26 protein-coding genes and 1 pseudogene are annotated in these 24,776 nt (G+C 56.0%); 9 read left to right on the forward strand and 18 right to left on the reverse strand.

Going from position 1 to position 24,776, the window contains the following annotated elements:
- Positions 1 to 103 precede the first annotated feature (103 nt).
- Positions 104 to 508, forward strand: a complete 405-nt coding sequence (locus ACX5K5_RS12030; RefSeq protein WP_096257000.1) for a nicotinamide mononucleotide transporter — start codon at positions 104 to 106, stop codon at positions 506 to 508.
- Between the two features lie 57 nt (positions 509 to 565).
- Here the strand turns inward: ACX5K5_RS12030 and ACX5K5_RS12035 are convergent, their stop codons facing one another.
- Both ACX5K5_RS12035 and ACX5K5_RS12040 read right to left on the reverse strand, forming a co-directional pair.
- Positions 566 to 2,341 carry a carbohydrate-binding module family 20 domain-containing protein gene (locus tag ACX5K5_RS12035; protein ID WP_459174438.1) on the reverse strand — a complete coding sequence of 592 codons (1,776 nt, stop codon included), beginning with the start codon at positions 2,339 to 2,341 and terminating at the stop codon, positions 566 to 568.
- 327 nt (positions 2,342 to 2,668) lie between these two features.
- Positions 2,669 to 3,145 (reverse strand): annotated as a pseudogene (locus ACX5K5_RS12040) (MaoC/PaaZ C-terminal domain-containing protein); the annotation flags it as partial.
- Here ACX5K5_RS12040 and ACX5K5_RS12045 point away from each other — a divergent pair.
- Positions 3,137 to 3,742 (forward strand): RIO1 family regulatory kinase/ATPase domain-containing protein, encoded by a 606-nt coding sequence (locus ACX5K5_RS12045; protein WP_240520559.1) that lies wholly within the window; start codon positions 3,137 to 3,139, stop codon positions 3,740 to 3,742. The pseudogene ACX5K5_RS12040 and the gene ACX5K5_RS12045 sit on opposite strands and share 9 nt — an antisense overlap.
- 80 nt (positions 3,743 to 3,822) lie before the next feature.
- Here ACX5K5_RS12045 and ACX5K5_RS12050 read toward each other — a convergent pair whose 3' ends face one another.
- The 3 genes from ACX5K5_RS12050 to ACX5K5_RS12060 are packed head-to-tail and all read right to left on the reverse strand — an operon-like array spanning position 3,823 to position 6,715.
- Positions 3,823 to 4,689, reverse strand: coding sequence for a 3-hydroxyacyl-CoA dehydrogenase family protein (locus ACX5K5_RS12050; protein WP_096257001.1), 867 nt, complete (start codon positions 4,687 to 4,689; stop codon positions 3,823 to 3,825).
- A gap of 4 nt (positions 4,690 to 4,693) precedes the next feature.
- Positions 4,694 to 5,488, reverse strand: a complete 795-nt coding sequence (locus ACX5K5_RS12055; protein WP_096257002.1) for an enoyl-CoA hydratase/isomerase family protein — start codon at positions 5,486 to 5,488, stop codon at positions 4,694 to 4,696.
- A gap of 3 nt (positions 5,489 to 5,491) precedes the next feature.
- Positions 5,492 to 6,715, reverse strand: a complete 1,224-nt coding sequence (locus tag ACX5K5_RS12060; RefSeq protein WP_188685171.1) for a thiolase family protein — start codon at positions 6,713 to 6,715, stop codon at positions 5,492 to 5,494.
- A 393-nt stretch (positions 6,716 to 7,108) separates the two neighbouring features.
- Here ACX5K5_RS12060 and ACX5K5_RS12065 point away from each other — a divergent pair, with 393 nt between their 5' ends.
- Positions 7,109 to 8,542, forward strand: coding sequence for an MFS transporter (locus ACX5K5_RS12065; protein ID WP_096257003.1), 1,434 nt, complete (start codon positions 7,109 to 7,111; stop codon positions 8,540 to 8,542).
- Positions 8,543 to 8,628: 86 nt separating this feature from the next.
- Here the strand turns inward: ACX5K5_RS12065 and ACX5K5_RS12070 are convergent, their stop codons facing one another.
- Positions 8,629 to 10,074, reverse strand: a complete 1,446-nt coding sequence (locus ACX5K5_RS12070; RefSeq protein WP_443445042.1) for an amino acid permease — start codon at positions 10,072 to 10,074, stop codon at positions 8,629 to 8,631.
- Between the two features lie 185 nt (positions 10,075 to 10,259).
- On the opposite strand from ACX5K5_RS12070, the gene ACX5K5_RS12075 reads away from it, so the two are divergent.
- From ACX5K5_RS12075 to ACX5K5_RS12085, 3 genes are all read left to right on the forward strand, one after another.
- Complete coding sequence (locus ACX5K5_RS12075; RefSeq protein ID WP_188685173.1) at positions 10,260 to 11,222, forward strand: 1,4-dihydroxy-2-naphthoyl-CoA synthase; 963 nt, start codon at positions 10,260 to 10,262, stop codon at positions 11,220 to 11,222.
- 20 nt (positions 11,223 to 11,242) lie between these two features.
- On the forward strand, positions 11,243 to 12,370 hold the full coding sequence (locus ACX5K5_RS12080) for an AMP-binding protein (protein WP_443448429.1): 1,128 nt from the start codon (positions 11,243 to 11,245) through the stop codon (positions 12,368 to 12,370).
- A gap of 76 nt (positions 12,371 to 12,446) precedes the next feature.
- Positions 12,447 to 13,331, forward strand: coding sequence for a 1,4-dihydroxy-2-naphthoate polyprenyltransferase (locus ACX5K5_RS12085; protein ID WP_096257006.1), 885 nt, complete (start codon positions 12,447 to 12,449; stop codon positions 13,329 to 13,331).
- Positions 13,332 to 13,371: 40 nt separating this feature from the next.
- On the opposite strand, the gene ACX5K5_RS12090 is transcribed toward ACX5K5_RS12085, so the two are convergent.
- Entirely contained in the window at positions 13,372 to 13,653 is a 282-nt protein-coding gene (locus ACX5K5_RS12090; protein WP_096257007.1) for a DUF4229 domain-containing protein, read from the reverse strand.
- A gap of 53 nt (positions 13,654 to 13,706) precedes the next feature.
- Here ACX5K5_RS12090 and ACX5K5_RS12095 point away from each other — a divergent pair, with 53 nt between their 5' ends.
- Positions 13,707 to 14,099, forward strand: a complete 393-nt coding sequence (locus tag ACX5K5_RS12095; RefSeq protein ID WP_096257008.1) for a PLD nuclease N-terminal domain-containing protein — start codon at positions 13,707 to 13,709, stop codon at positions 14,097 to 14,099.
- Between the two features lie 248 nt (positions 14,100 to 14,347).
- Here the strand turns inward: ACX5K5_RS12095 and ccsB are convergent, their stop codons facing one another.
- From ccsB to ACX5K5_RS12120, 5 genes are read right to left on the reverse strand one after another with little or no spacing between them, the layout of a single operon-like run.
- A complete protein-coding gene (gene ccsB, locus ACX5K5_RS12100; RefSeq protein ID WP_459174439.1) occupies positions 14,348 to 15,418 on the reverse strand; it encodes a c-type cytochrome biogenesis protein CcsB in 1,071 nt (356 codons plus the stop codon).
- Positions 15,411 to 17,039 carry a cytochrome c biogenesis protein ResB gene (gene resB / locus ACX5K5_RS12105; protein WP_096257010.1) on the reverse strand — a complete coding sequence of 543 codons (1,629 nt, stop codon included), beginning with the start codon at positions 17,037 to 17,039 and terminating at the stop codon, positions 15,411 to 15,413. The genes ccsB and resB overlap by 8 nt, the downstream gene beginning before the upstream one ends.
- Positions 17,039 to 17,809 (reverse strand): cytochrome c biogenesis CcdA family protein, encoded by a 771-nt coding sequence (locus ACX5K5_RS12110; RefSeq protein WP_382411967.1) that lies wholly within the window; start codon positions 17,807 to 17,809, stop codon positions 17,039 to 17,041. Before ACX5K5_RS12110 ends, resB begins: the two co-directional genes overlap by 1 nt.
- Positions 17,806 to 18,429 carry a TlpA family protein disulfide reductase gene (locus ACX5K5_RS12115; RefSeq protein ID WP_096257011.1) on the reverse strand — a complete coding sequence of 208 codons (624 nt, stop codon included), beginning with the start codon at positions 18,427 to 18,429 and terminating at the stop codon, positions 17,806 to 17,808. Before ACX5K5_RS12115 ends, ACX5K5_RS12110 begins: the two co-directional genes overlap by 4 nt.
- Positions 18,430 to 18,434: 5 nt before the next feature.
- Positions 18,435 to 19,097 carry a histidine phosphatase family protein gene (locus ACX5K5_RS12120; protein WP_459174440.1) on the reverse strand — a complete coding sequence of 221 codons (663 nt, stop codon included), beginning with the start codon at positions 19,095 to 19,097 and terminating at the stop codon, positions 18,435 to 18,437.
- Between the two features lie 184 nt (positions 19,098 to 19,281).
- On the opposite strand from ACX5K5_RS12120, the gene ACX5K5_RS12125 reads away from it, so the two are divergent.
- A complete protein-coding gene (locus ACX5K5_RS12125; protein WP_096257013.1) occupies positions 19,282 to 20,037 on the forward strand; it encodes a hypothetical protein in 756 nt (251 codons plus the stop codon).
- 88 nt (positions 20,038 to 20,125) lie between these two features.
- On the opposite strand, the gene ACX5K5_RS12130 is transcribed toward ACX5K5_RS12125, so the two are convergent.
- Both ACX5K5_RS12130 and ACX5K5_RS12135 read right to left on the reverse strand, forming a co-directional pair.
- Entirely contained in the window at positions 20,126 to 20,761 is a 636-nt protein-coding gene (locus ACX5K5_RS12130) for a redox-sensing transcriptional repressor Rex (RefSeq protein ID WP_096257014.1), read from the reverse strand.
- 59 nt (positions 20,762 to 20,820) lie between these two features.
- Complete coding sequence (locus tag ACX5K5_RS12135) at positions 20,821 to 21,057, reverse strand: glutaredoxin family protein (protein ID WP_096257088.1); 237 nt, start codon at positions 21,055 to 21,057, stop codon at positions 20,821 to 20,823.
- A gap of 71 nt (positions 21,058 to 21,128) precedes the next feature.
- On the opposite strand from ACX5K5_RS12135, the gene ACX5K5_RS12140 reads away from it, so the two are divergent.
- Positions 21,129 to 21,935 carry an HAD family hydrolase gene (locus ACX5K5_RS12140; protein ID WP_096257015.1) on the forward strand — a complete coding sequence of 269 codons (807 nt, stop codon included), beginning with the start codon at positions 21,129 to 21,131 and terminating at the stop codon, positions 21,933 to 21,935.
- Positions 21,936 to 22,022: 87 nt separating this feature from the next.
- Here ACX5K5_RS12140 and ACX5K5_RS12145 read toward each other — a convergent pair whose 3' ends face one another.
- The 4 genes from ACX5K5_RS12145 to ACX5K5_RS12160 form a co-directional block, all read right to left on the reverse strand.
- Complete coding sequence (locus ACX5K5_RS12145; RefSeq protein WP_005504750.1) at positions 22,023 to 22,121, reverse strand: 30S ribosomal protein bS22; 99 nt, start codon at positions 22,119 to 22,121, stop codon at positions 22,023 to 22,025.
- A gap of 138 nt (positions 22,122 to 22,259) precedes the next feature.
- Positions 22,260 to 22,484 carry a helix-turn-helix domain-containing protein gene (locus ACX5K5_RS12150; RefSeq protein ID WP_096257016.1) on the reverse strand — a complete coding sequence of 75 codons (225 nt, stop codon included), beginning with the start codon at positions 22,482 to 22,484 and terminating at the stop codon, positions 22,260 to 22,262.
- A 260-nt stretch (positions 22,485 to 22,744) separates the two neighbouring features.
- Positions 22,745 to 24,088 (reverse strand): NADP-specific glutamate dehydrogenase, encoded by a 1,344-nt coding sequence (gene gdhA, locus ACX5K5_RS12155; RefSeq protein ID WP_188685189.1) that lies wholly within the window; start codon positions 24,086 to 24,088, stop codon positions 22,745 to 22,747.
- 194 nt (positions 24,089 to 24,282) lie between these two features.
- A complete protein-coding gene (locus ACX5K5_RS12160) occupies positions 24,283 to 24,726 on the reverse strand; it encodes an ArsR/SmtB family transcription factor (protein ID WP_459174441.1) in 444 nt (147 codons plus the stop codon).
- Positions 24,727 to 24,776: the final 50 nt, after the last annotated feature.

The raw sequence follows: 24,776 nt of genomic DNA on the forward strand, positions 1-24,776 counted from the left end.
TGCGGCTCACTACCACCTAAAGGAGGTAGTCGGTGATGACCGGAAATGCACACGAGATTGCACTACTTGAACGCACCTTGACCACCTCTGGTCTGCCGTGGGCATGGTTGTCGGCTTGATCCTGCTGGTGGCCTTGCGCTTCGGCCCCTTCCTCTTCAACTCCGGCTTCTTGACCGCCACCCCGGAAGTCTGGGTGATGTATTTCGCTGACGCCGCCATTTTCGCTTCCTTCGTCATGATTGCGCGCGGCGTTCGCGAAGGCTGGCTGCTGCTGGCTGTGGCAGCTATCGCGGACCTGGTGGTGTACTTCTTGATTTCGCCAATGCTGGGCATGCTTGGCCTCTACGTCTTCATCGCCCTGGCCGCCGCGTACGGCTACTTCCTGTGGCGCGGTCTTCCTGCCCAGGCTGCCGAGCCGGTGCAGGTCGAGCTGGACGAGGAAGGCCTGGCCTTGCAAAAAGCCAAGCAGGCAACCTTGGACAAGCTGAATGCCAAAACCGAAAAGTAGCTGAACCTAGAATGATCCCGCCCCAGTGTGAACTGGGGCGGGATCATTTTTTTGTGGCTACTTGCGCCAGCTGTCGTTCAGGTTCAGGGAACCGTCCGCATTCACGGTCGCGACGCGGTTGGCCCCTGATTCCCACGTGGCATTGCCGCTCTGGTCGTACTTGACGTACTTGTATTCGAACTGCGTTCCTGCCGGAAGGTCCACCGTTCCGCTCCAGCTCGGGTAGCTGGCAGCTGATAGCTGTGGCGCCTTGGCCAGATCCCAGCTGCCTAGTTCCGGCTGGTTGCCGACGATGCGGATGTTCTGCCCCATGACGGTTTGGGCGGTGACCGCGACGCTGACATCAGCGGTGTCCTCGACCGGATCCGGCGTTCCTGATCCGCCATCGGATACGCCACCGATGTGCAGGGCCAAGGCACCGTAGGCAGGCAGTGTCGCGGTGAACTTGCCGTCGGCGCCCACAGTGATGGTCTTCGAGCAATCGCCTCCGGACACCACGTCACAATAGGTGCCACCGGCCAGCGAGCTGGTGTATTCGCGGGTGGTTGCCGCCGAGGTGTTGTTGATGGCTACGAAGCCCTTATTGCCGCGGCCGTATGCGATCTGGTTGCCGCCATCGTCCCACCAATTGCTGACAGCCGCGTCGCCGACGGCGTTGTTGAAGCCCACCATTCCGGTGATTTCATCTTGCCGCTGTTCGCAGGTCCAGGCGGAGGAGTCGCAGTCGGCATTGGGTACCGATGCGTCACTGACGCCCGGAGCGCCTGCATCCTTGTCGGTGAACGCGTATCCGGAATACACGGTGGGTGACCCGTAGGGCCAGGACAGCATGAAAACATTGCCCAGCAGGTACTTGGCGCCCCACTTGTAGTTCATGGATTCGCCGTTGCGTTCGGTGTCGTGGTTGGCGACAAAAACCCCGGCCCGGTCACTGGTGAGCTTGCCGTCGCCGATGAAGCGCAAGTTGGCGATTTGCGCGTCGAAATCATGCTTGAGCTGTCGCGAGTAGTCGAATTCGTGCGAGTCGCCGCTGCCGAGGTACTCGCTTTCCTGGATCGGTTCACCCGACGCCCCGATCACCTCGTGCACCCAGTACACGCCGGGGTTCTTCATCTTGGATTTGATGCCTTCGAGGTCCGTTGCGGGCATGTGCTTCGAGGCATCGATGCGGAATCCGGATACCCCAAGCGAGACGAGGTCATCGAGATAGTCGGCGATGTTTTGCTGGACGTAGCTGCTGGAGGTTTTCAGATCCTGCAAGCCCACGAGGCGGCAGTGCTGCACTTGCCAGCGGTCGGCATAGTTGGTGATGTTGGTGCGGCAATCGTTGAAGTCCTGGGCCGAATACTCTGGGAAGTTGTCATCGGAGAAAGCCGAGCCTGCGGTTCCAGTACCGGTCTGCCCGGCTCCGGTCATGTGATTGACCACGGCGTCTGCGATCACTTTCACGCCTGCGTCGTTGCAGCTTTTGACCATGGCGGAGAATTCCTCGCGGTTGCCCAGTTTCGAGTCCACCTTGTAGCTCACCGGCTGGTACGAGGTCCACCATTCAGTGCCGCGCAGGTGCTCAGCTGGAGGCGAGACCTGGACGTAGCCATATCCTGCTGGGCCGATGCTGGACTCGCATTCCTGGGCTACCGAATTCCAGTTCCATTGGAACAGGTTGAGGATGACATCCTTGCCGTCGTTGGATGGGGTGGCGGCTTGGGCGGGTGCTGCGAACAACGGTGCGGCGAGCAGGGCGAGCGAGGCGCCGAGTGCTGCCACCGGCTTCACCGTCCTGGCTCCGTGCCGGCGTTGTGTTGATTTGGCGCGTGATGGCAAAAGTTCCACAGAAAAACTCCTTATATTGTGATGATCGGGCTGCGATAGCTCGACGCGACAGCGTCGGGATCGCTCAACCACACGTTCCCCATCAACGCGTGACCTGTCACACAACTGTAAGCGTTTTCTTAGCTCTCTCCAATAAGTAAATTCCTGTAAATACATTAAACCCGCGAAACTGTCCACGTAAATTGCCCTAAAATTTTTTCACTCCGCGTCAAATCTTGCCAAAATTGGAAACGCTTTCATAGATATCCGGCAAAGCTGTCCTGGCTCCGAGCACGCAAAAGGGTGGATGCCGTGGTTGACGGCATCCACCCTTGCTGAAGTTGCGTTTTAGCCTTCGAAGTTGGCGTAGGTGAGGTTTTCTTTCTCCACCAAGGTCAAGACATCGTAGGTCGCGACAATCTCATCATTCTGGTTGTGCAAGATCGCATCCCATGCGACCTCGCCATATTCATCGGTGACTCGCGGCGTGATTTTCTTGGCCGTCAGGGTCACGCGGATTGAATCTCCGGCAGCCACCGGGGTGATGAAGCGCAGGGATTCCAATCCGTAGTTGGCTAACACTGGCCCCGGCGCTGGCTCTACGAAGAGGCCGGCAGCCCACGACACGAGCAGGTACCCGTGGGCGACGATTCCCGGGAAGAACGGGTTCGCTTCGGCTGCCTTTGCATCGGTGTGGGCGTAGAAGGTGTCGCCAGTTTTCTTGGCGAATTCGCTGATCTCTTCAAGGTTCACTACGCGCAGATCAGAGGCGAAGCCATCGCCTACTTGCAGCTCGGCCAGCGACTTGCGGAACGGGTGCGTGTATTGCTCCTGGCCGCCAAACGCTATCGCTCCCGCGACCACCTTCAATTCAGCCGTTCGCAAGCTTATAGCGATGGCAGGTCTGCCCGGCGCTCGCGCGATAATCGAGCCATCAGCAACAATTCCGCCTACGGCCGGGACATCGCCGCTTTGCAGTGGGCCAACGCGGAATGGACCTACCTCTTGCGCTGTTACGAAGCCGGCATTTCGGTGCCGTATCCGGTACAGATTGACGGCACCGAAATCCTCATGGAATTCATTGCCGACCCGGACAATTCGCTGGCGGCAGCACCCCGCCTGCAACAGCTTGCGCGCTTTGATTCACGGCTTCCCGCACTATGGGATCAACTCACTGACGCCCTTGAGAAGTTCGCTGGATTGGGCATTGCCCATGGCGACCTGTCCGCCTACAACCTCCTGGTTTCCGGCGAGCGCCTAGTGGTCATCGATGTTCCGCAGTGCGTGGATTTGGCGGGCAATCCGCAAGGCATGGACTTCTTGCACCGCGACTGCGTCAATTTGTGCGAGTGGTTTGATTCCAAGGGACTGTCACATGATCCAGATGAGTTCTTTGCTTCACTGCTAGGACATCTCTTCTAGGATCCAGAGGGACAATGGCCTCCGCCAGTCATTCCTGACCGGCGGAGGCCATTGTCGCTGAAGGTTATATGGCGGGTTTCCTACCAGCTGTAGAAGCCTTGGCCGCTCTTGCGCCCCAGCTTGCCCTCGGCCACCATATCCCTGAGGATCTGTGGTGGTGCAAACCGATCCCCCAACGTCTCATGCAGGTATTCGGCGATACCTAGGCGCACATCCAGGCCGACAATGTCGGTGGTCTTCAAGGGACCAGTAGGGTGCTTGTAGCCAAGCACCATCGCGTTATCGATATCCTCGGCACTGGCCACACCTTCTTCAACCATGCGCATTGCTTCTAAGGCGATAGCCACACCTAAACGTGAGGACGCGAAGCCTGGGGCATCATTGACCACCACTGCGGTTTTGCCCAGGGACTGAACCCAACCGCGCGCTGCCGTTTCCAGAGCCGCGTCGGTTTGTTTGCCGATAACAACCTCGATAAGTGTCGAGGCCGGTACCGGGTTGAAGAAGTGCAGACCAATGAAGTTTGCTGGGCGCTGCAGATTTTCGGCGAGTCCCGACACAGACAACGAAGAAGTATTCGACGCAAGAATGGCCTGTGGGCTAAGCACCGCTTCTACCGCTTGCAAGGAAGAAATCTTCAGATCCCAGATTTCGGGAACCGCTTCAACTACTAATCCGGCCGCCGCAAAATCGGCGTACTCGGTACTGGTAGCAAACCGTGCCAGCAATACCTCACGGGTCTCTGATACCCCGCCGCGAGCCAACGACTTATCTACCGACTGCGCGACGCGCTCATAAGCGGCCTGCGCCGAAGGCTGATCACGTTCAACCACCGTGACCTTGGCTCCGCTGATCAAGAACGCGTGGGCAATACCCGCGCCCATACGCCCGCCACCGAGCACTCCAACGTGCTCTGGCAAATTATTTGGGATCACATCATTGCTCATGTGCTTACTTCTTCTTTCGGTCAAGGAACGATTGCATCCGGTCAAATTTTGCTTGGGACTCAAAGAGCATGCCCTGCGCGAGCGTGTCGATGACCGGGTGAACTTCACGTGGAGAGTGGAAGACCGCCTTGGTAATCCGTACCGCCAAGGGATCTTGTGCACCGATCCGGTCGGCTAGTGCATCCACCGCCGTGTCCAGCTCTGCTGCGTCGTGTAGCTCGGTAATCAGTCCTACGGCTAAGCATTCGCTGCCGGTAAGTACCTTGCCTGCTAGCAGGATCTCCTTGGCCACTGGCTCGCCAACTAGTTCCTTCAACCGCCAGGTTGCTCCGGCCGCGGCCATAATACCCAGGTTAGTTTCCGGGTTGCCCATGCGTAGTGCCTCGGTACCCAAACGGAAGTCTGCGGCGTAAGCCAGCTCGGCTCCCCCACCTAGTGCGTACCCATCGAGGGCGGCGATCACCGGCATGGGCAGCTTTGCGATCCGGTCAAAGATCGAGGAGTTGATCCCGGCCAGTGCATCATCGCGACGGCGTTCACGCAATTGCGCGATATCTGCACCAGAGGCAAAGATTCCCTTGGAACCTTTCGGTTTGTCCTTGGTTGGAGCTTGCCCTGGGGTTCCAGCCAAGATGAGAATCTTAGGAACACGCTCCAGATAGCTACATACCGCGTGTAGCTCATCGACCATCTGCTGGTCGATGGCGTTGCGCACCTCTGGGCGGTGGAGTCTAACCCAGAGCCGGTCACTGCTTTCTGAAATCTTCAGGGTACTAAAGTCACTAGCATTCATGGTCATGGGTTAGACACCCTCGATCAGCAGTGCGGTTCCCTGGCCGACACCGACGCACATCGTGGCGACACCGAGCTTGCGCTGGGCACCGGTCAGTTCGCGTTCCATTCGGCCAAGCAAGGTGATCACAATACGCGAACCACTAGAGCCCAGCGGGTGACCCAGTGCAATCGCTCCACCGTCACGGTTCACAATCTCAGGATTCACCCCAAGTTCGCTCATACTTGCCAAGGACTGTGAGGAGAAGGCCTCGTTGATTTCCATGGCGCCGATATCCCCGATGGACAGGCCGGCACGGTCAAGCACCTTGTTGGTGGAAGGAACCGGGCCCATACCCATGATTTCTTGGGCCAGGCCAGCTGCCTGTCCGTCAATAATGCGGGCGCGGGGCTTCAGGCCAAAACGTTCGATGGCACGTTCGGAGACAACGAGGATTGCCGAGGCGCCGTCGTTGAGTGTGGAGGCGTTTCCAGCGGTCACCACTGTTCCACCCTTGACCACTGGGCGCAGCGCGGAAAGTACGTCCATGCTGGTGCCGGGGCGTGGCCCTTCGTCGGTGTCCACCACAGTTTCACCCTTGCGGGTTTTGACGGTCACCGCAACGATTTCGTCCTTAAAGCGTCCGGCTTCGATGGCATTGATGGCCTTCGTGTGGGACTGCACGGCGAATTCGTCTGCCGCTTCACGGGAGATGTTGTAAACGCGGGCAACTTCCTCGGCGGTTTCCGGCATCGAGAAGGTGGCCTTACCGTCGCGGGATAATTCACCGGAGAGGAAACTTGGGTTGGTGAAGCGCCAGCCGATGGAAGTGTCGAATACCGCACCGGGCTTAGCGAACGCCTTGTCAGGCTTCTCCATAACCCAGGGGGCACGGGACATAGATTCCACACCGCCTGCCACAACGATGTCTGCGGCACCGGATTTGACCATGTGACTGGCCATCGTAATAGCACTCATGCCTGAGGCGCAGAGTCGGTTCACGGTGATCCCTGGAACGCTGTCGGGGAATCCGGCAAGCAGCCAGCCCATGCGGGCCACGTTGCGATTTTCTTCGCCTGCACCATTGGCGTTGCCAAAGATCACTTCGTCAACCATGGCCGGATCAATGCCGGCATCTTCGATGAGCTGGCGGATGGTGAGGGCGGCCAGATCATCGGGCCGAACCCCGCTCAACGCTCCACCGTAACGACCAACCGGGGTGCGTTTTCCGCCCACCAAGAATGCTTCAGCCATGATTACTCCTTCGTACTCCGGGTTCAGTTCTGGCATCTCTTTCGCGCCAAACGTACCCGGAAAGCTATCCGTACTGGCGCAGTGACACCCACCACGCTAACTTACCGACCATTCGTTCACTAATAGAATCACAGAAATGTTCGCTCAGCGTCAAGAAAGCTACGTCGGTAATGGCCTAAATTGCTCACTTCAAAGCTTTTTCTGCTTCCTATAAATATCCACTGCGGGCAGATATCCATGTCAGGAGGTTGAATCTCGAATGACACTAACGTAATCTTTGGTAACTGACCGACTCTGGGGGAAATTCCAGATCGTGGACCGTCACCAAGGCCATGTAGTTCGGAAGGCTTTGGGCATCTGGTCGACGGAAAGCTGAAGAGTTACGGAGCACTCATGCCACCGGGAAACAGCAACCAAAACAGTAATCAATCTACCGATCATTTCACTCCTGATCTCAGTCACGATATCGGCCCCGATATGACCACCGCCGATGGACGAAGAGAAGTGCGTAAAGCCACCGCAGCCTCGGCCATGGGTAATATGACCGAATGGTTCGACTATGGCGTTTACGCCGTGGCGGTCACCTATATCACCGCACACTTCTTCCCCACCGAGGGTGGAACGCTCATGGCTCTGGCCACGTTTGCGCTTTCCTTCCTCGTTCGCCCGCTAGGCGGGCTAGTCTGGGGTCCACTGGGCGACAAGCTCGGACGTAAGAAGATCCTGGCACTGACAATCATCATGATGTCGCTGGCAACATTCCTCATCGGTGTGCTGCCAACGTATGCATCTATTGGCGTTGTCGCTCCGGTGCTACTGATCTTGCTTCGCATGGTCCAGGGTTTCTCCACCGGTGGCGAGTACGGTGGCGCAGCCACCTTTATGGCCGAGTATGCCCCGGATAAAAAGCGTGGCTTCTTTGGCTCATTCCTTGAATTTGGCACCTTGGGCGGTTTCGCCCTCGGTACCGCGGTGATGCTGTTCTTGCAGGTGATTCTCGGCGAGCAAGCGATGATGGACTTCGGCTGGCGTATTCCATTCTTCCTCGCACTTCCAATGGGCCTCATTGGCCTCTACCTACGTAGCAAACTCGAGGACACTCCGGTGTTCCAGGAGATGGAAGCAGCCGGAGAAACTCAAGAAGGTGGAACGCTCAAGCAGCTCATCGTTGACTACTGGCGCCCCATGCTGGTGATGAGTGGCTTGGTGATCGCGTTGAACGTCGTGAACTACACGTTGCTCAGCTACATGCCCACCTACCTGGAAACGCAGATCGGTTTGGCCCCAAGTGCTTCTCTGGCCACCATCCTCATCGGTGAGGTGGCGATGATGGCGGTGATCCCGTTTGCCGGTTCGCTCTCGGATAAGGTCGGCCGAAAACCCATGTGGTACACCTCGGTGATTGGGCTCTTTGTCTTCGCACTGCCAATGTTCTGGCTGATGGGCCAAAGCTTTTTGTGGGCGATTGTTGGCTTCGCCGTCCTCGGTTTGTTGTACATTCCGCAGTTGGCAACGATTACCGCGACTTTCCCAGCGATGTTCCCATCCCACGTACGTTTCGCCGGGTTCGCCATCACCTACAACGTGTCCACGGCGATCTTCGGTGGTACCGCGGCCATTGTGAACGAGGCGGCAATTGATGCTTCCGGGTTCCTGCTCTTCCCGGCGGTTTACATGATGATCGCCTGTGTGATCGGTTTCATCGCGATCCGTTTCATGCCGGAAACCGCTGGTGCTTCCTTGCGCGGCACCGACATTCCAGATGCTCTGGATACCGGTATTCTGGCCACCGTCTCGGCGGATGAAAAGACTACCGAGCAAAAGTAAGCAACACCGACACAAAATTAGGGGCTTGGTTTCCGCCATCGCTGGCGGGACCCAAGCCCCTAGCTTTATCTGCCGAAGAGTAGATCCTAGAAATCAACCGGGCCGTTGGCTTTCTTGCCAACAAATTTCCATCCAATAAACAACAGGATCGCAAACACCGGGATGGCCGCAATGGTGTAAAGCCCGATAGGGAAGACCTCGCCGTCGTCACCGGTCAAGGTGTCAAAGGCAATCAGCGCGGTAATGATCACCAAGGACACCAGACCAATCCATCCGGTCACCGGTGCACCAGGCATGGGTAGTTTTGAGATCTTTCCCTTTTTCTTACGTAGCATCAGCTGGCAGGCGAAAATCGTCGCCCAGGTAAACAGCACCCCGATTGATGCGGTGTTCAGAGCCAGGTCGAAGGCGAAAGTGCCACCAAGCCAGACGTTAAGCACCACACCGAGCAGGTAGATCACGCCTACGGTGAGAATTCCTGTGGACGGGACAAAACGTTTGTTCATCTTGGATAACCACTGTGGTGCGTGACCGTTGCCGCTCATGGTGCGCAAGATTCGACCAATAGAATACAGCCCCGAATTACATGAGGATAGTGCAGCGGTGATCACCACGAGGTTCATCACCGAACCAATCCAGCCTAGGCCCATCTTGTCGAATACCGTCACGAACGGGCTGACCCCAGCCTCATATTCATTCCACGGCAAGACCATCGCGAGCAAGCTGACGCTACCGATGTAGAAAACGAGAATTCTAAAGACCACCGCGCGAATTGCCGAAGGCACCTCTTTCTCCGGATTTTCCATCTCTCCGGCGGCAATACCCACCAGTTCAATGGCGTTGTAGGCGAAGATCACCGAGTTCAGCACCAGGATGGAAACGAAGAAACCACGCGGGAACATGCCGCCCTCGCCGTTTTCATTACCAATAAAAAGATTAGAGACCGAGGCGGTGTGCTCCCCCACCTGCGCATTGGTCACCACCATGTAGGTGCCTACGGCGAGGAACAACAAGATCGCGGTGACCTTGATAAAAGCTGCCCAAAATTCGAATTCTGCAAAGGCTTTGGCGCTGAACAGGTTAATTGCCACCAGCATTGCCAGCGCACATATTGCCGAAACTTCCACCGGAAGCTGTGGGAAAAAGTATTGGAAGTACAGCCCGATCGCGACCAGCTCCGCGATTCCGGTCATCACCCAGTTCAGCACGTACATCCAACCCGAAATAAAGGCACCCTTGGGACCAAAAAGTTCCCCGGCGTAAGACACAAAGGAACCAGAGGTTTGCCGGTACATGATCAGCTCGCCTAAGGCGCGCATCAGCAGGTAGGCGATACCACCAGCTAAGGCGTAGGAGAAGATCAGTGCAGGCCCGGTAGACGCAAGTCGTCCGCCAGAGCCCATAAACAGGCCCACCCCGATAGCTCCGCCAATGGCAATCATTTGCACATGTCGGCGGCCCAGAGTTTTCTTATAACCTTCGGAACTAATCTCAGCGTTTTTTGTGCCCTGCTGGTGCTGGCTTGACGACACTTAACTACACTCCTGAAAATAGGACCTTCACTTGCCAGCTACTACACGTTGGCGGAAGGCACGGGGCAAATTTACTCCCATCTGACCGCAAAGCACCAATCATTGAGGTGAGAGATCATTGCTCACTATCGCCGGCTGCGGACGCCTACGCTAAGTTCCGTGAGCGTTGGACTAGCATTTAGAGAGTGAGTAGCCAAAATAATTCAGTCCTGCCCGAAAAGGTCTCCGACATTTTTGATCCCGTGCGTTGGCGCGTTGTCGAAGGGTTCGATTTCACCGACATCACCTACCACCGTCAGGTTGAACGTGATGAAGCCGGAACGATTGTCCGTGACCTGCCGACGGTACGTATCGCCTTTGACCGTCCAGAGGTACGCAATGCTTTCCGTCCGCACACCGTAGATGAGCTTTACCGCGCAATGGATCATGCACGCATGACCAGTAACGTGGCTACGGTCTTGCTCACCGGTAACGGACCTTCCCCGAAGGACGGTGGACACGCCTTCTGCTCCGGCGGAGATCAGCGTATCCGTGGACGTGACGGCTACCGTTACGCCGAAGGTGAGACCGGCGAATCCATTGATCCAGCCCGTGCCGGACGTCTGCACATCTTAGAAGTCCAACGCCTGATGCGCACCATGCCAAAGGTCGTAGTGTGTGTGGTCAATGGGTGGGCAGCCGGTGGCGGACACTCCTTGCACGTGGTCTCTGACCTGAGCATCGCGTCCACTGAGCATGGAAAATTCAAGCAGACCGATGCCACGGTTGGTTCATTTGATGCCGGCTACGGCTCGGCCTTACTAGCCCGCCAGGTGGGTCAGAAGACCGCCCGCGAGATTTTCTTCCTGGCCCGCGAATACTCGGCAGATGACATGGTGCGCATGGGCGCGGTGAACGAGTCAGTTCCACACGAGCGACTGGAAGAAGTGGCGCTGGAATACGCAGCCGATATTGCCAAGCAGTCCCCGCAGGCCATCCGAATGCTGAAGTTTGCGTTTAACCTCGCCGATGACGGACTGGCCGGTCAGCAGGTCTTTGCTGGAGAAGCTACCCGCATGGCCTATATGACCGACGAAGCGGTGGAAGGCCGCGACGCGTTCTTAGCTAAGCGCGACCCAGACTGGTCCAACCACCCGTACTACTTCTAAGCCAAGGAGAAGTTCTTCGTATGCTGGCACCCCACCATGTCCTGTTGCAATCTTTGGCCGCTAACGCCAATGACTCCGGGCCCGCAATAGAAGTGTTCGCGGATCCCGCGTCAGCTGATGGCGTGCAGATCAAACATCTGCGTGACGAAGACCTACCGGGCTTTGCACAGACCATGGTGGTGGTCCGCACCTCCGGGTCAACCGGCCGGGCTAAGCGCACGGTGCTGAGCCTGACAGCCATGGCAGCTAGCGCTCAAGCCACCGCCGAATATCTAGGGTTCGAGGGGCAATGGCTGCTGGCTTTACCGGTGCACTACGTGGCCGGGCTCAGCGTGCTCACCCGTTCGCTGTTCGCCGGCACCAACCCGGTGAGTATGGACCTATCCGGTAGCTTCTCCGCGGAGAAATTCGTGGACGCGGCCGAACAAATGGTGGAGAGCCGCCGGCTGACCTCGCTGGTTCCCACCCAATTGGCGCGGTTGCTCGACAACCCAGAGCCACGCACGGTGGCGGCGTTGAAACGATTTGATGCGATTCTGCTTGGCGGGGCGCGTGCCAGCAAAGACCTGCTCCAGAATTCACGTCATCTAGGTTTGAAAATTTTCCAAACCTACGGCTCTTCAGAGACCTCCGGCGGTTTGGTGTACAACGGCACCGCGCTTCCAGGGGTCAAACTTGCCGAACGTGAAGGCAGGATTATGGTCTCCGGCCCAATGCTTGCCGATGGTTATGCAAATAATCCCGAAGCTACTGCCGAGCACTTTATCCTTCATGAGGGGTCGCGTTGGTATCTGACCGATGATCTAGGCACCGTGCGTGGAAATCGTTTAGAAATTGCAGGGCGTATCGACGATGTGATTAATACCGGCGGCGTCAAACTTTCCGCAGGGAAGATTGAGGGGCTGCTAGATGAGTTCTTCACGCAGTGCCTGATCCTGCCGGTCCCCGACGCGCAATGGGGTCAAAGTGTAGGTTTGGCCTATTCAGGCCCCACAAATACGGCAGAAGCATTCGACGCTGTGCGCCAAACTATTGGTTCAGCTGCGGTACCCAAATATGTACAGCACTACCCGGCGGGGCTTCCCCAATTGCCTAACGGGAAATTTGATCGGCGTAAAATTCTGGCTGCACTGCTCGCCACACACTGATCCGATTCGCCTTGCCCGTGGTTTCGCGGGAAACTAGAGGGTACGAGTTTTTTATCCACGCCGAAAGGAACGAGAAGTGGCAACGCTTTCCCAATGGGTCGCTGGCGCGCGCCTGCGCACCCTACCCATCGTTATTGCCCCGGTAGTCATCGGCACCGCGGCTGCAGTGGGTCAGACTGGCCAAGTCTCCTGGTTCCGTTTTGTGCTCGCCCTCTTAGTAGGGCTGCTGCTCCAAGTCGGCGTGAACTACTCTAATGACTACTCAGATGGAATCCGCGGGACCGATGATGAACGCGTCGGTCCGGTGCGTTTGACCGGTTCCAAGCTAGCCACTCCCACACAGGTACGAAATGCCGCTTTTGGGTGCTTCGGGCTCGCCGCGATCTTCGGCCTGCTGCTAGTAATACTTTCCTCAACTTGGCCACTGCTCTTAGTCGGTGTGGCCGCGATTTTCGCCGCATGGGGTTACACCGGAGGGAAGAACCCTTACGGTTACCGTGGCTGGGGCGACGTGTACGTGTTCATTTTCTTTGGTCTGGTTGCCACGTTGGGAACCACTTATACCCAAAGTGGTCAGCTCACGTTCGCGGCACTGCTCGGTGCCATCGGCACCGGCTTTATTGGCTGTGCCTTGCTCATGGCAAATAACGTTCGAGATATTCCCACCGATAGTGAGGTTGGAAAAATCACGCTGGCGGTGCGTCTAGGCGAGCAGCTGGCTCGCCTGAGCTATGTGCTGATGCTCAGTGTCGCCATCGTCCTGCCACTGCTATTGACCGGATCTAATCCGTGGATGTGGCTGATCCTGCTGACCTTCGTTCCGGCCGCGGCACCGAGCTGGGTGATGCTTCGCGAGCAGTCGCTACCGAAGCTGGTTGTGGTGCTCAAACAGACCGGCATCGTCAACGTGGTTTATGCCGTGCTTTTTACCTTAGCCATCGTGCTGAACACCTGGCTATAACGAAGAAGCCTTCCAATTTTGAATTTGGAAGGCTTCTTTTTTATTTGTCGTCTGAACGGAGTTTTTCATCGTAAGCGTCCTCGATGGCTTCTTCGGCCAGCTGAGAATCGGTCTTCGACGCTGAGGTTTTGGCGAACGCCTTGCGTGCGTCATCATTGGCTGCCAGACGTAATTTGTTAAAGAACAAATAGGTCACGGCAAAAGCGATTACCAGGGCAATGAGGCCTGCGGTGAAGATCGGCCAGAGCATCAGTTTCCACAGTGCCAAGAAGACAACGAGAAACAAGCCCAACCGAATCACCGAATATTTCAGAAACTGCATACGTTAAAGTCTACCGATGAACCTGTGAGCCAGATTGTCACTAGACTAGAGTCATGGTCCGCTTTATTATCTTTGCTGCACTCATTTCGGTGGCACTCATGATCTATACATTGATCGAGTGTGCTCGCACCGAACGACATCGGGTACGCTCCTTGCCTAAGACGGCATGGATCATCATTATCATCGTGCTTCCCCTGATCGGGGCGGGTTTGTGGTTTGTTCTAGGGCGCCCACAGGCCGCTTCATCTGGCCCCGCTAACAAACAAAGCGCCCCAGATGACGACGAGGATTTCTTGCGTCAACTTGAAATCTGGCGTCGCCAGCAACAGCGTGAGTCTGAGCTGAAGGCACGTGAGGAAGAACTCAAACGAAAAGAAGACGATAAGAAGAAGCCGAAGAAGGATAATTCTTCGGACGACTCAGATACTCAGCCCAAAGATCTTTAGAACCTTTGGCTTCGTCACCTTGTAGGGCCCGGCATACGCCGGGCCCTACAAGGCTTTTAAAGGCCGTTTCACGCAGGCACCCACGTATCTAAGCCATCGAAGGTATCTCGTCCGTAGGTCGGGCCTCTTACGAGCCGGACGATAAGTGCACGCGGGTCCCCCTACTAGGCGGGAAAGAAAAGATCCCCGAGGGATAAGCCAGTCAGGCTTTTCCCTCGGGGATCTCTAGAACTCTAATCGAGCAGACTTTAGACTCCGGCGTAGGAGTGCAGTCCGTTGAAGAAGATGTTCACGATGGTGAAGTTGAAGATCACGCAGCCGTAGCCGATGATGGACAACCAGGCCGAGCGAGGACCGGTCCAGCCGCCGGTGGCACGTGCGTGCAGGTAGCCCGCGTAGACCACCCAAATCACGAATGACCAGACTTCCTTTGGATCCCAGCCCCAGTAGCGGCCCCAGGCAGCTTCTGCCCAAATAGCTCCTGCCATGACGGTGAAGGTCCACATCACGAATGCGATGGTGTTGATGCGGTAGGCGAAGTTTTCCAAAGCACCGGCGCCAGGAACCAGACGCATGAATGGAAGCTTGTCCGGTAGACCGCTTGCAATCTTGTTCATGCGCGAGTGCTGGATCAGTTGCAGAACGTTCATGGCAAAGCTGATGGAGAACAGTGCCGAGGCAAAAACCGCGATAGATACGTGGATGACGATCCATGGGCTCTGCAAGGCTGGCACCAGATGGCCCAAGGGGGTTGGGAAGCCAATCGTTGCACCGCAGAGCATCAAGGTCACTAGACCGATGATGAAGCTACCCATGAAGCGCAGGTCCTTGAAGAACAGCACTACCAGGTAAACCACCGCGACCACCCATGCGCCGGTGGAGAGGAATTCGTACATATTGCCCCAAGGCACACGGTGCGCTGCCACACCGCGGGCGATGACCGCGAAACCATGCATGGCCACACCAAGCCAGGTGAGTACCAAGGCAATTCGAGCCATATTTCGGTTCGAAGAGTGTTCGGTGTAGTTCATCTTGTCGTTGACAACGTCTTCGCTTACGTTGTCCGCTCGTGGGGCGGGCGCCCCACGCTTGGGACTTCGTGCTGCCGACACCGAGGTGGTTGCCGCACCCACCAGCATTTCGGAGTCACGTTTAAGCGCTGCCGCATCAATTTCACTGATGGTCTTGTTACTCTTGGCCAGATCAAGTGCGAAGAGGATGAAGGCAACCATATAGACAAAGGCCGAAAGCAACATAAACAGCTGGCTGTAATTGCCCAGTGTTTCGTTGATTGGCGCGAGATTTGAGCCGTTAGGCATTTACTTCTCCTTGGTCCTGCTTCTGACTGGCCAATGGCCACTTGCTATCAAAGATATTGTGCAATTCTGTGGACTCACGTTCAAGACGTGGATCCTCGCCGCGGGCCAACAGCGCGTATTCGACACTGCGCTGGCCATTGTCATTCTTCAGCTTCACCCAGACGCGACGACGCGGGGTGAACAGCGAAACTGCCAGTCCGGCCAGAGCCAAAAACGCGAAGATGGCGATCGGTGTTTTACTCGGATCATAATTCACGTCAACGGCGATATAGCGCTTCAGATCATTGAAGGTGATACTGCCCTTGCCGTCGGGGAGCTCATAGGTCTGTCCGGCTTCCAACACGATGCCACCGGCGTCTAGTTTCCGTGAGTTCACCTCGGTGAGGTTGTCGGTATCAAGCACGTAGACGTTCTGCGGTACCCCGTCGTCCAGACCCAAATTTCCGGCAAAGGAGTTCAGGTGCAGCTGCGGATTGATCGCGTTCGGGTCACCTGAAATACCAAACCCTGTTTCATCCACCAGTGCGGTGGGCAACAAGAATCCTTGGAATCCCAACTGTTCTGGTTTCGCGTCCGGAGCCTTGATCACCATCATCGAGGTATACACCGAGTCTTGCGGAACGGAAACTACCGGTCCGGAGAAAGCCACATCGCCATTGCCGTCCTTGACGGTCACTACCGGTGCATAGCCGTTACCTACTAGGTAGACATCGGCACCGTTAATGCGTAGCGGATGGTTCACCTTGATGTCTTCTTCGACAGGCTCCGCATCGGCTGAACGCCGGGTTTCCACATGGGCGGTGAAGTCCAACGGCTGGCCAAAGTGGGTCTCGGACTCACGGTCAAAAACAATGTCGAATTTGTTGAGCTTCACCGAGTACGGCGTGAGATTCTCGGCATCAAAATTTGTCCCAGGGGTGAACGCGTCATAGGAAACGAGGGAGTTCACAAAGGTCTCCCCCTCCACGATGACTCGCTGTCCGCTGTAACCGAAGGCGCCACCAATAGCTACCGAAAGAAGCACACCGATCAGCGAAATGTGGAAGGTTAGGTTTCCAATTTCACGAGTGTAGCCACGCTCTGCGGCCACCGAACGACCGGTCGCATCGGAGCGACGTTCGACTCGGTAACCACGTTTACGCAGCACCTTGTAGGCATCATCGATGACTTCATCATCGCTGGGAGTATCTACTTCATTTTCAACCAGCGACAGGGAGGTGTACTGGGGCAGACGGTCAAGCCTGGAAGGGGTACGTGGCGGAGGGGTACGCAAGGCTTGCGCATGCTTTTTCACCCGCGGAATAATACAACCGACCAACGAGATAAACAGCAAGATATAAATCGCTGAGAACCACGCGGAAGAATACACATCAAAAAGCTGGAACCGGTCAAGCCAGGGGCCGGTGACCGGGTTATTTTCCAGGTATTCGTTGACGGTCTCCGGGTTCATTGAACGCTGCGGGAAGATTGATCCTGGAACTGCTGCGACCGCGAGCAGCAGCAGCAAGAAGAGCGCCGTCGGCATGGAGGTCAGTTGCGTCCAGATCCACCGTAGGGACCCAAGCAAGCCCAAGGCTGGTGCATCGCTGCGGCCTTTAGCAGTGCGTTTATTTTTCGCCATTAAATCGGCAACCTCACTTCATTGGCAAACCAGTTTTGTAGTTCTGCGACCCAGCTTCCCCAAAGCCCGGTCATCATGACCACACCAAGCAGAATCAGCATTCCGCCACCCAAACGCATGACCAGCAGTTGGTGGCGGCGGAAGAACGCCAGCGCCCGCATGCCACGCTGTAGTCCTAGGGCAATCCCAATAAAGGGAAGCCCCAATCCCAAACAATAAAACGCGGTTAATAACGTTCCACGACCCACATTCGGATCGGTTCCTGTCGACATGATCAGTACGGCACTGAGCGTAGGACCAATGCAGGGGGCCCAGCCAAGCCCGAAGGTGAACCCCAAAATTGGTGCTCCCCACAGGCCCGCCGGAGGCTTCCGGTGAATCTTGCGGTCACGTTGCAACCATGAAATACCGCCCATGAAGACGACACCCATAATGACCACTACAAGGCCCAATACCTGGGTCACCCAGGCACCTTCAAATCTCAACCAAGCAGCGGCCTGGCTAAAAAGTACTCCGATGGCGATGAAAACCACCGAGAATCCAAGGACAAAGAGCAGCACTCCAAGTAGTACCCGCCCACGGCGGTGTTCGCGTAAGTCAGCGCCGGTCAGCCCAGTGACGTAGCCAAGATATCCGGGGACCAACGGAAGTACACAGGGAGATAGGAATGAAACGAGACCCGCTAATAAAGCCACCGGCGCGGCCAACAGCAAAGAGCCGTCCAGCACAATGTCGGCAAAGGGATTCGACGTAGTCAACAGGTTGCTCACAATTCTTCGGTGAGTGCTGTATCGATCAGTGTCTTCAGGATCCTAGGGTCAACCGCGCCGATAACACGGGCACGGACTCGTCCCTTACGGTCAAGTACCAGGGTGGAAGGTACCGCCTGTAACGGAACATACTTGGTCATTGCCAGCTGAATCTGGCCATCGGTGTCTTGAATCGACTCGTAGGGGATCTCAAAGCTGCGTTCAAAGGCTTGTGATGCTTCGGCTTCGTCACGGACGTTGACCCCGATAAATGGAACCTTGTCACCAAATTCTTCGGATAGCTCTTTCAGATGTGGTGCTTCGATGCGGCACGGGGCGCAGGCAGCGTACCAAAAGTTGATGACCACTGGTTTGCCGCGCATCGCGCTGAGATCAACGGTGGTGCCTTGGTAGGTTTTGGAGTTGATCTCGATTGGCTCGGTACGTTTTTCGACCGTGTATTCTTCCACGGCGCCGTCGCCGGCAATGTAGTTCTTGTTGTCTCCGGAGCGCGCCTGTTTAGCAAGCGGATCCTCGGTGACCGTGCAGGCGGCCAGTGGCACAGCGACCGCAGCAACCAACATCGAGCGCAAAATGGTGCGTCGATTTAGGAAGCGAGGATTCTGTGAGGACTCATTCATCAACTTTAAGCTCCAGGGATGTTCGCCGCGCCAGCCAGCAGGTCTGGGCTCGGTTCGGTGTAGTTCACGGAGCGAAGTTCGTCTCCGTCAAATTCAAAACTGGTAATTGAGGTCAACGTGCATTCGCGTGCTCGCGGATCGTGGAAAAGACGTTTGCCTTCTGCGTCACGGCGGGTAACCCAGATAGGCAGCTGGTGGCTGACGATGATGATTTCTGCACCATCTCCGTGTTCGGCGAGGGCAGCGTGGCGTTGTTCGTCCATGGCCAGGCGCATTCGAGCAACCTGCTCCACATAAGGTTCACCCCACGAGGGTCTCAGTGGGTTACACAGTAGCGGCCAATAGCGCGGGTTTTTCAGCTGCGACTTCATCTGCGCTAAACCTTCAAACCTGTTTCCGGCTTCGATGACTCGTTCATCGGTGATGATTGGTAAGTCCAGTGCCTGCGCGGTTGGTTGCGCGGTCTGCTGGGCCCGGATTAGCGGGGAGGCGACTAAACGAACTACGTTTGCGCCTTCGGTCTGCCGCTTGGCGAAGTATTCTCCGGCGCGGTCTGCCATCTGGAATCCCAGTTCGGACAGTCCGAATCCTGGGATGCGGCCATACAACACGCGGTCCGGGTTGAGAACTTCCCCGTGGCGCAACAAATGAACGGTTGAAACTGGCATGGTTACAGTCTCTCAAACAATCAACCTAAAAGATGAAAATTGTGGCCACGATCAAGTATTCACAGCATCCGCATGGGATTCCCATATCAAAAAACCATCCTTTCGGAGGGCCTGATCACAATCGCCACCAACTAGGCTAGAAGATAGAGAAATTTGATAGCTCAGCAACATGCAAAGGATGGTTATGAGCACCAACGATCCAAACCAGCCGGGCCAGCCGTACAACCCTGCGGCGGGCTCCGGAAATTCGAACCCGAGCCCTTACGGCGAGAATCCATACGGCAGTCAGCCCAACCCTTATGGCCAAAATGCGGGGCAACAGCAGCCCCCACAGTTCCAGCAGTATCCGCAGCAAGGTGGATACGCACCGGTGCAACCACCGACCGAGCGTCCCAAAACGCTGCAGATCGCGTTTATATTGATCATGCTCGCCGGAGTGTTTAACGCCGCATCAAGCTGGCTCATCAACAGCACCAATCTCATTGGTAACGTCATCACTTCTCAGTGGACGCTATTTGAAGAGCAGATGCGTGCCTCGATGGAGACGAACAGCGACCCCGCAGTCAATGCAGAGCTTGAAAAAATGCTCGCCAATCCCGACGCATTTATGGCTCAGATCTCCTCATCGATGACCAGCTTCACCATCGTTGGTATGATTATCAGCTTGCTGGCTTACTTCTTGGTCGGTTTTTTTGTTGGTCGTGGCGTCGGCGCGATGCGTATTATCGCCACCATCTTTGCTGTTCTTTCGATCATCAGTTTGCTGATGTACCTGCCAATGATCAGCATGTACGCGAACTCCTCGGACACCATGATGGTCAACGTGGTATTCACCCTCAGTGTGCTGCTCGGTATCGGGGGCGTAGTTTTTGCTTGGTTGCCTGAGTCCTCGAAGTACATCGTTGCGCGCCGCATGGCCCGCCGCGCCGGTTACCGCTAAGCCGTACGGGCATTCTGATTCAGCCTTAACAACCTAGGTCACGACTTCTCAGAAGTCGTGACCTAGGTTGTTTCTTTAGGCTTCGCCTTTAGCTTTGAACCGCGTGATAGGCCAGAATCTGTAATTCGGTTGACAGATCCACGCGGCGCACAATCATCCCAGCGGGAATTCGCAAGGGGCGAGGAGCGAAGCTGAGTACCGACTTCACCCCATGCGCTGCCAGTGCATCAATCAATTCTTGGGCGGCCTCCCCCGGAACGGCGAGAACCGCAATATTGATTTGTTCTCGGCGGATCACCTCGCCCAGGGTGCCAATTGGCTCAACCACAAGATCTCCGACGCCACTGCCGATTAAGTTCGTAGACGTATCAAGAATTGCTCGGACCTTGAATCCACGACTGGCAAAGCCGGCATAACCGCTCAAGGCGCGTCCCAGGTTACCTGCACCAAGGATGGCTACCCGCCAGTCCTTGGTCAATCCCAGCGTCCGGTTGATATGTTCGGCCAGTTCGGTCACCACATATCCCACGCCGCGGGTTCCATAGGACCCAAGCAGTGAGAGATCTTTACGCAGAATCGCCGGATTAACGCCGGCTTCTTTGGCCAGCACACCAGAACTCGTGCGTTCGGTGCCTTGCGCTTCGAATGCGTTCAGGGCGCGCAGGTATTGGGTCAATCGGGTCAATGTTGCTTCGGGCAATACCCGCGGCTCAGGCTCAGTCATGAGCAGCAGTTCGAACAGGTTTTGTGAGCGCAGGACATGTCTCTGGGGTCTTCATACGGTTAGCTACCCAGCAGACGTTCGAGGCGTTGGCCGTCAACAGTCCAGAAGTCGCGCACTTGACCGTCAATGAGCAACACCGGCACCTCTTCGTGGTGCCTGGCCAGTAGTTCTGGGTGCTCATCAATGTCGAGTTCTGAGAACTCCATGTTCATTCGTTCGGTGACGTCTTTGACCGTGGCTCGGGCCGCCGCGCATAGGTGGCATCCTTGACGCACCAACAACTGAATCTCATGCAATTTACTCACCCTTCAATAATCTCACGAGCCGCAACCAGCGTCTAAGTCGAGAATGAAATAAACTGAATCAAATGCAGTCATCAGAGCACCTCAGCGAGCAGCCCACCACGACGCCACACGATGTCGTTGCCGCCTTCTTCGATGTGGATAACACCATGGTGCGCGGTGCCACCCTATATTTGCTGGCCCGAAAAATGCATCAGCGCCGGTTCTTTCAGTTTCGTGAAATTTTATGGTTTGCTCTCAAGCAGTTACGTTTTGCCGCCCGTGGCGAGCATATTGGCGACATCCACCAGATTCGTGACCGTGCTTTACTCATGGCCAAGGGTATTTCCGTGGCCGAGATGGCCCAAATTGGCCAAGAGATCTATGACGAGTACATCGAACCAAAACTTTGGAAAGGTACCGTCTCGATTGCCCATCAGCATTTAGCCGTAGGGCGTGAGGTGTGGCTAGTGACGGCAACTCCCCTGGAAGTAGCGAACGTCATATCCGAAAGGCTGACATTAACCGGTGCCTTGGGGACGGTTGTGGAGCGTAAAGACGGAAAATACACCGGTGCGTTGGCCACCCCGATCCTGCATGCAGCCGAAAAAGCACAAGCTATTCGATTGCTAGCTAAAGAACGCGGGATCAAGCTTTCGAAATCGTGGGCCTACTCTGATTCCTATAACGATGTGCCGCTGTTAGAGGCCGTAGGCCACCCGGTGGCGATCAACCCCGACGCCCGGCTCCGTGCCTACGCTAAACGCCGTGGTTGGCAAGTCTACGACTTCCGCACCGGTCAGCGTGCAGCACGGATCAGTTTGCGCCTTGCGGGCGTTCTAGGCGCGCTGTGGGCCGCCAGGCGGTCATTGCTCGCTCGGCGCGGCCGATAGTTCCAGAAAAAGCAATCGCCACCGTCAAGGTCAAACCTTGATACGGTGGCGATAATTGCCAAGAGGCAAAAGCTGCTTGAAGCAGATTTACTTCTTATTGCGACGCTGGTGACGAGTTTTACGAAGCAATTTGCGGTGCTTCTTCTTCGACATACGCTTGCGGCGCTTCTTGATAACAGAGCCCATAGTGGTTCCTCACAAACTAATTAAATATGTCAACCAAAATGTAGGCCTTGAAACTATTCTAAGCCACAAGGTTGACCGGACGTTAAACGTTCCTTAACAGATTACCCGCTTTTCGGTCATGCTCTGACCATCGCGCGGCTATCGACCGAGGGAACCCGTTCCACGCTGCGGATCAATCGCCGCAGCTTGCAGGTATGCTTCCACTGCGTTTTCAGGAACACGATAGGAGCGACCGAATTGAACAGCAGGCAGGTCGCCTGCATGAATCAAGCGATAAACCGTCATTTTGGAAACACGCATCATTTCGGCCACTTCGGCGACCGTCATGAAACGGGCTCCTGCAAAATTCTGTTTATCCGCCATAGGGGAAATTCTCCTGACGCTGATCTCTGATTCGTCGTGTATTTTGCTCGCGTGAACAAATACGACTTGGGATCAACATCTGCAATCATATTCACGTTCGCTCGGTTCCAGTCTAGTCGCACTTACGTAACTTTTGCATCACGGAACACACCAGAACCACGCTTAGATCTCGATTGTGACATTTAAAGTGCTTTGGACACCTGTCTGCCACCAAAAAAGGTGGGAGACAGGCGTCCAAAAGTGCGTTTTAACCAAAAAGCTTAGATAAGACCCTGGGCCAGCATTGCGTCGGCAACCTTCACGAAACCGGCGATATTGGCGCCAGCCACGTAGTTGCCCGGCACACCATACTCATCAGCAGTGGTTGCACAGCGTTCGTGAATGCCCACCATGATTTCCGTCAAGCGGCGCTCGGTGTGCTCGAAGGTCCACGAGTCGCGGCTAGCGTTCTGCTGCATTTCCAGCGCGGAAGTCGCCACGCCACCGGCGTTAGCTGCCTTGCCCGGACCGAAGAGGATGCCAGCGTCTTGGAAGACCGAGGTAGCTTCTGCCGTGGTTGGCATGTTCGCACCTTCGGCGACGGCGATGGTGCCAGCGGCAATCATCTTCTTCGCTGAGGCAACACCAAGTTCATTCTGTGTGGCACATGGCAGCGCCACAGCACCCTGAACATCCCACACGTTGCCATCGGCTACGTAGGAGACCTTCTTGCTTCCGCGGCGTTCGGCGTATTCGCTGATGCGGCCACGCTCAACTTCCTTGATCTGACGCAGCAGCTCAAGGTCGATACCGTTTTCGTCAACGATAAATCCGGCCGAGTCCGAGGCGGTTACTACCTTGGCGCCCAGATCCTGAGCCTTCTCGATGGCGTGCAGGGCTACGTTACCCGAGCCCGAAACAACCACACGCTGACCGTCAAAGCTCTTACCGCGAGTCTTGAGCATCTCGTTGGTGAAGATCACCGCACCGTAGCCCGTTGCCTCGGGGCGAACCAGGGAACCGCCCCAGCTCAAGCCCTTACCGGTGAGTACACCAGACTCGTAACGGTTGGTGATGCGCTTGTACTGGCCGAAGAGATAACCGATTTCTCGACCGCCGACACCAATGTCACCGGCTGGAACGTCGGTGTACTCGCCAATGTGGCGGTACAACTCGGTCATGAACGACTGGCAGAAACGCATCACTTCGCCATCGGACTTACCGCGTGGATCAAAGTCGGAACCGCCCTTGCCGCCACCGATTGGCATACCGGTCAGGGAGTTCTTGAAAATCTGTTCAAAACCAAGGAATTTGACGATACCCAGATACACCGAAGGGTGGAAACGCAGTCCGCCCTTGTATGGGCCCAGAGCAGAGTTGAACTCAACACGGAAACCGCGGTTAATCTGGACACGACCAGCGTCGTCTACCCAAGGAACGCGGAAAATAATCTGGCGTTCTGGCTCACACAGGCGCTGAAGAATAGCAGCCTCTGCGTACTCAGGATGCTTAATTGACACAGCTTCGAGGCTCTCGAAAACTTCGGTCACTGCCTGATGGAATTCTGCCTCACCGGGGTTACGGCGGAAGACTTCGTCGCGAATAGTCGCTAGTTGCTTGTCCAAGTTTCTCTCCTCATCACTTGGGGCAGGCAGCAGGGGCGCACAAAAGACCACCGGCCCGGCAACACTGCCCCACGCAAGAGAATGCCATGTCTGACATTCTTAGCGAAAATTCTTTGTTATAAAACGCGTACTTGTACGTAACGTAAAAGTCCCGTAGAAGAACGGCTCAGACAGTCTTTACCGAAGTCAAAGGGTTATCGACGACGACCAAAACGAGGGAAACGCTCCAAGATCTCTTGAGCTCTGCCCGTGACTTGTTCCAAGCCCCGCCCTACACTGCGGCCGAGCTGATGCGCGGCAGCCGGAAGTGCATTGGCATCTTGCGGATCCTGCACCAAGTCCAGATCCACGGACACCATCTCGGGGACGGGTTCCAAGGCCGGCAGGATCTCGGCACACCAAGCGACCAAAGTTTCAACGGCTTCGCACTGCACGCTATAAATACGCCGCTGTCCTTGGGCGTTCATGATCACCAGATTTGCTTCGCGCAAAACCTTAAGGTGCTTAGAGACCGTCGGTTGCGAAATTTCCAGTTGTGTCACCAGTGCGCCGACGGCCATGGGTTCGGCCTTCAGCGCTTCGATGATCTTACGTCGGGTTGGTTCTGCCAACGCAGAAAACACTTCATCAATAGCCACAGACATAACCCTATCGGCATATGACCTGACAGCAGCAGATTTCCCACCAC

Source organism: Glutamicibacter bergerei, assembly GCF_054495185.1.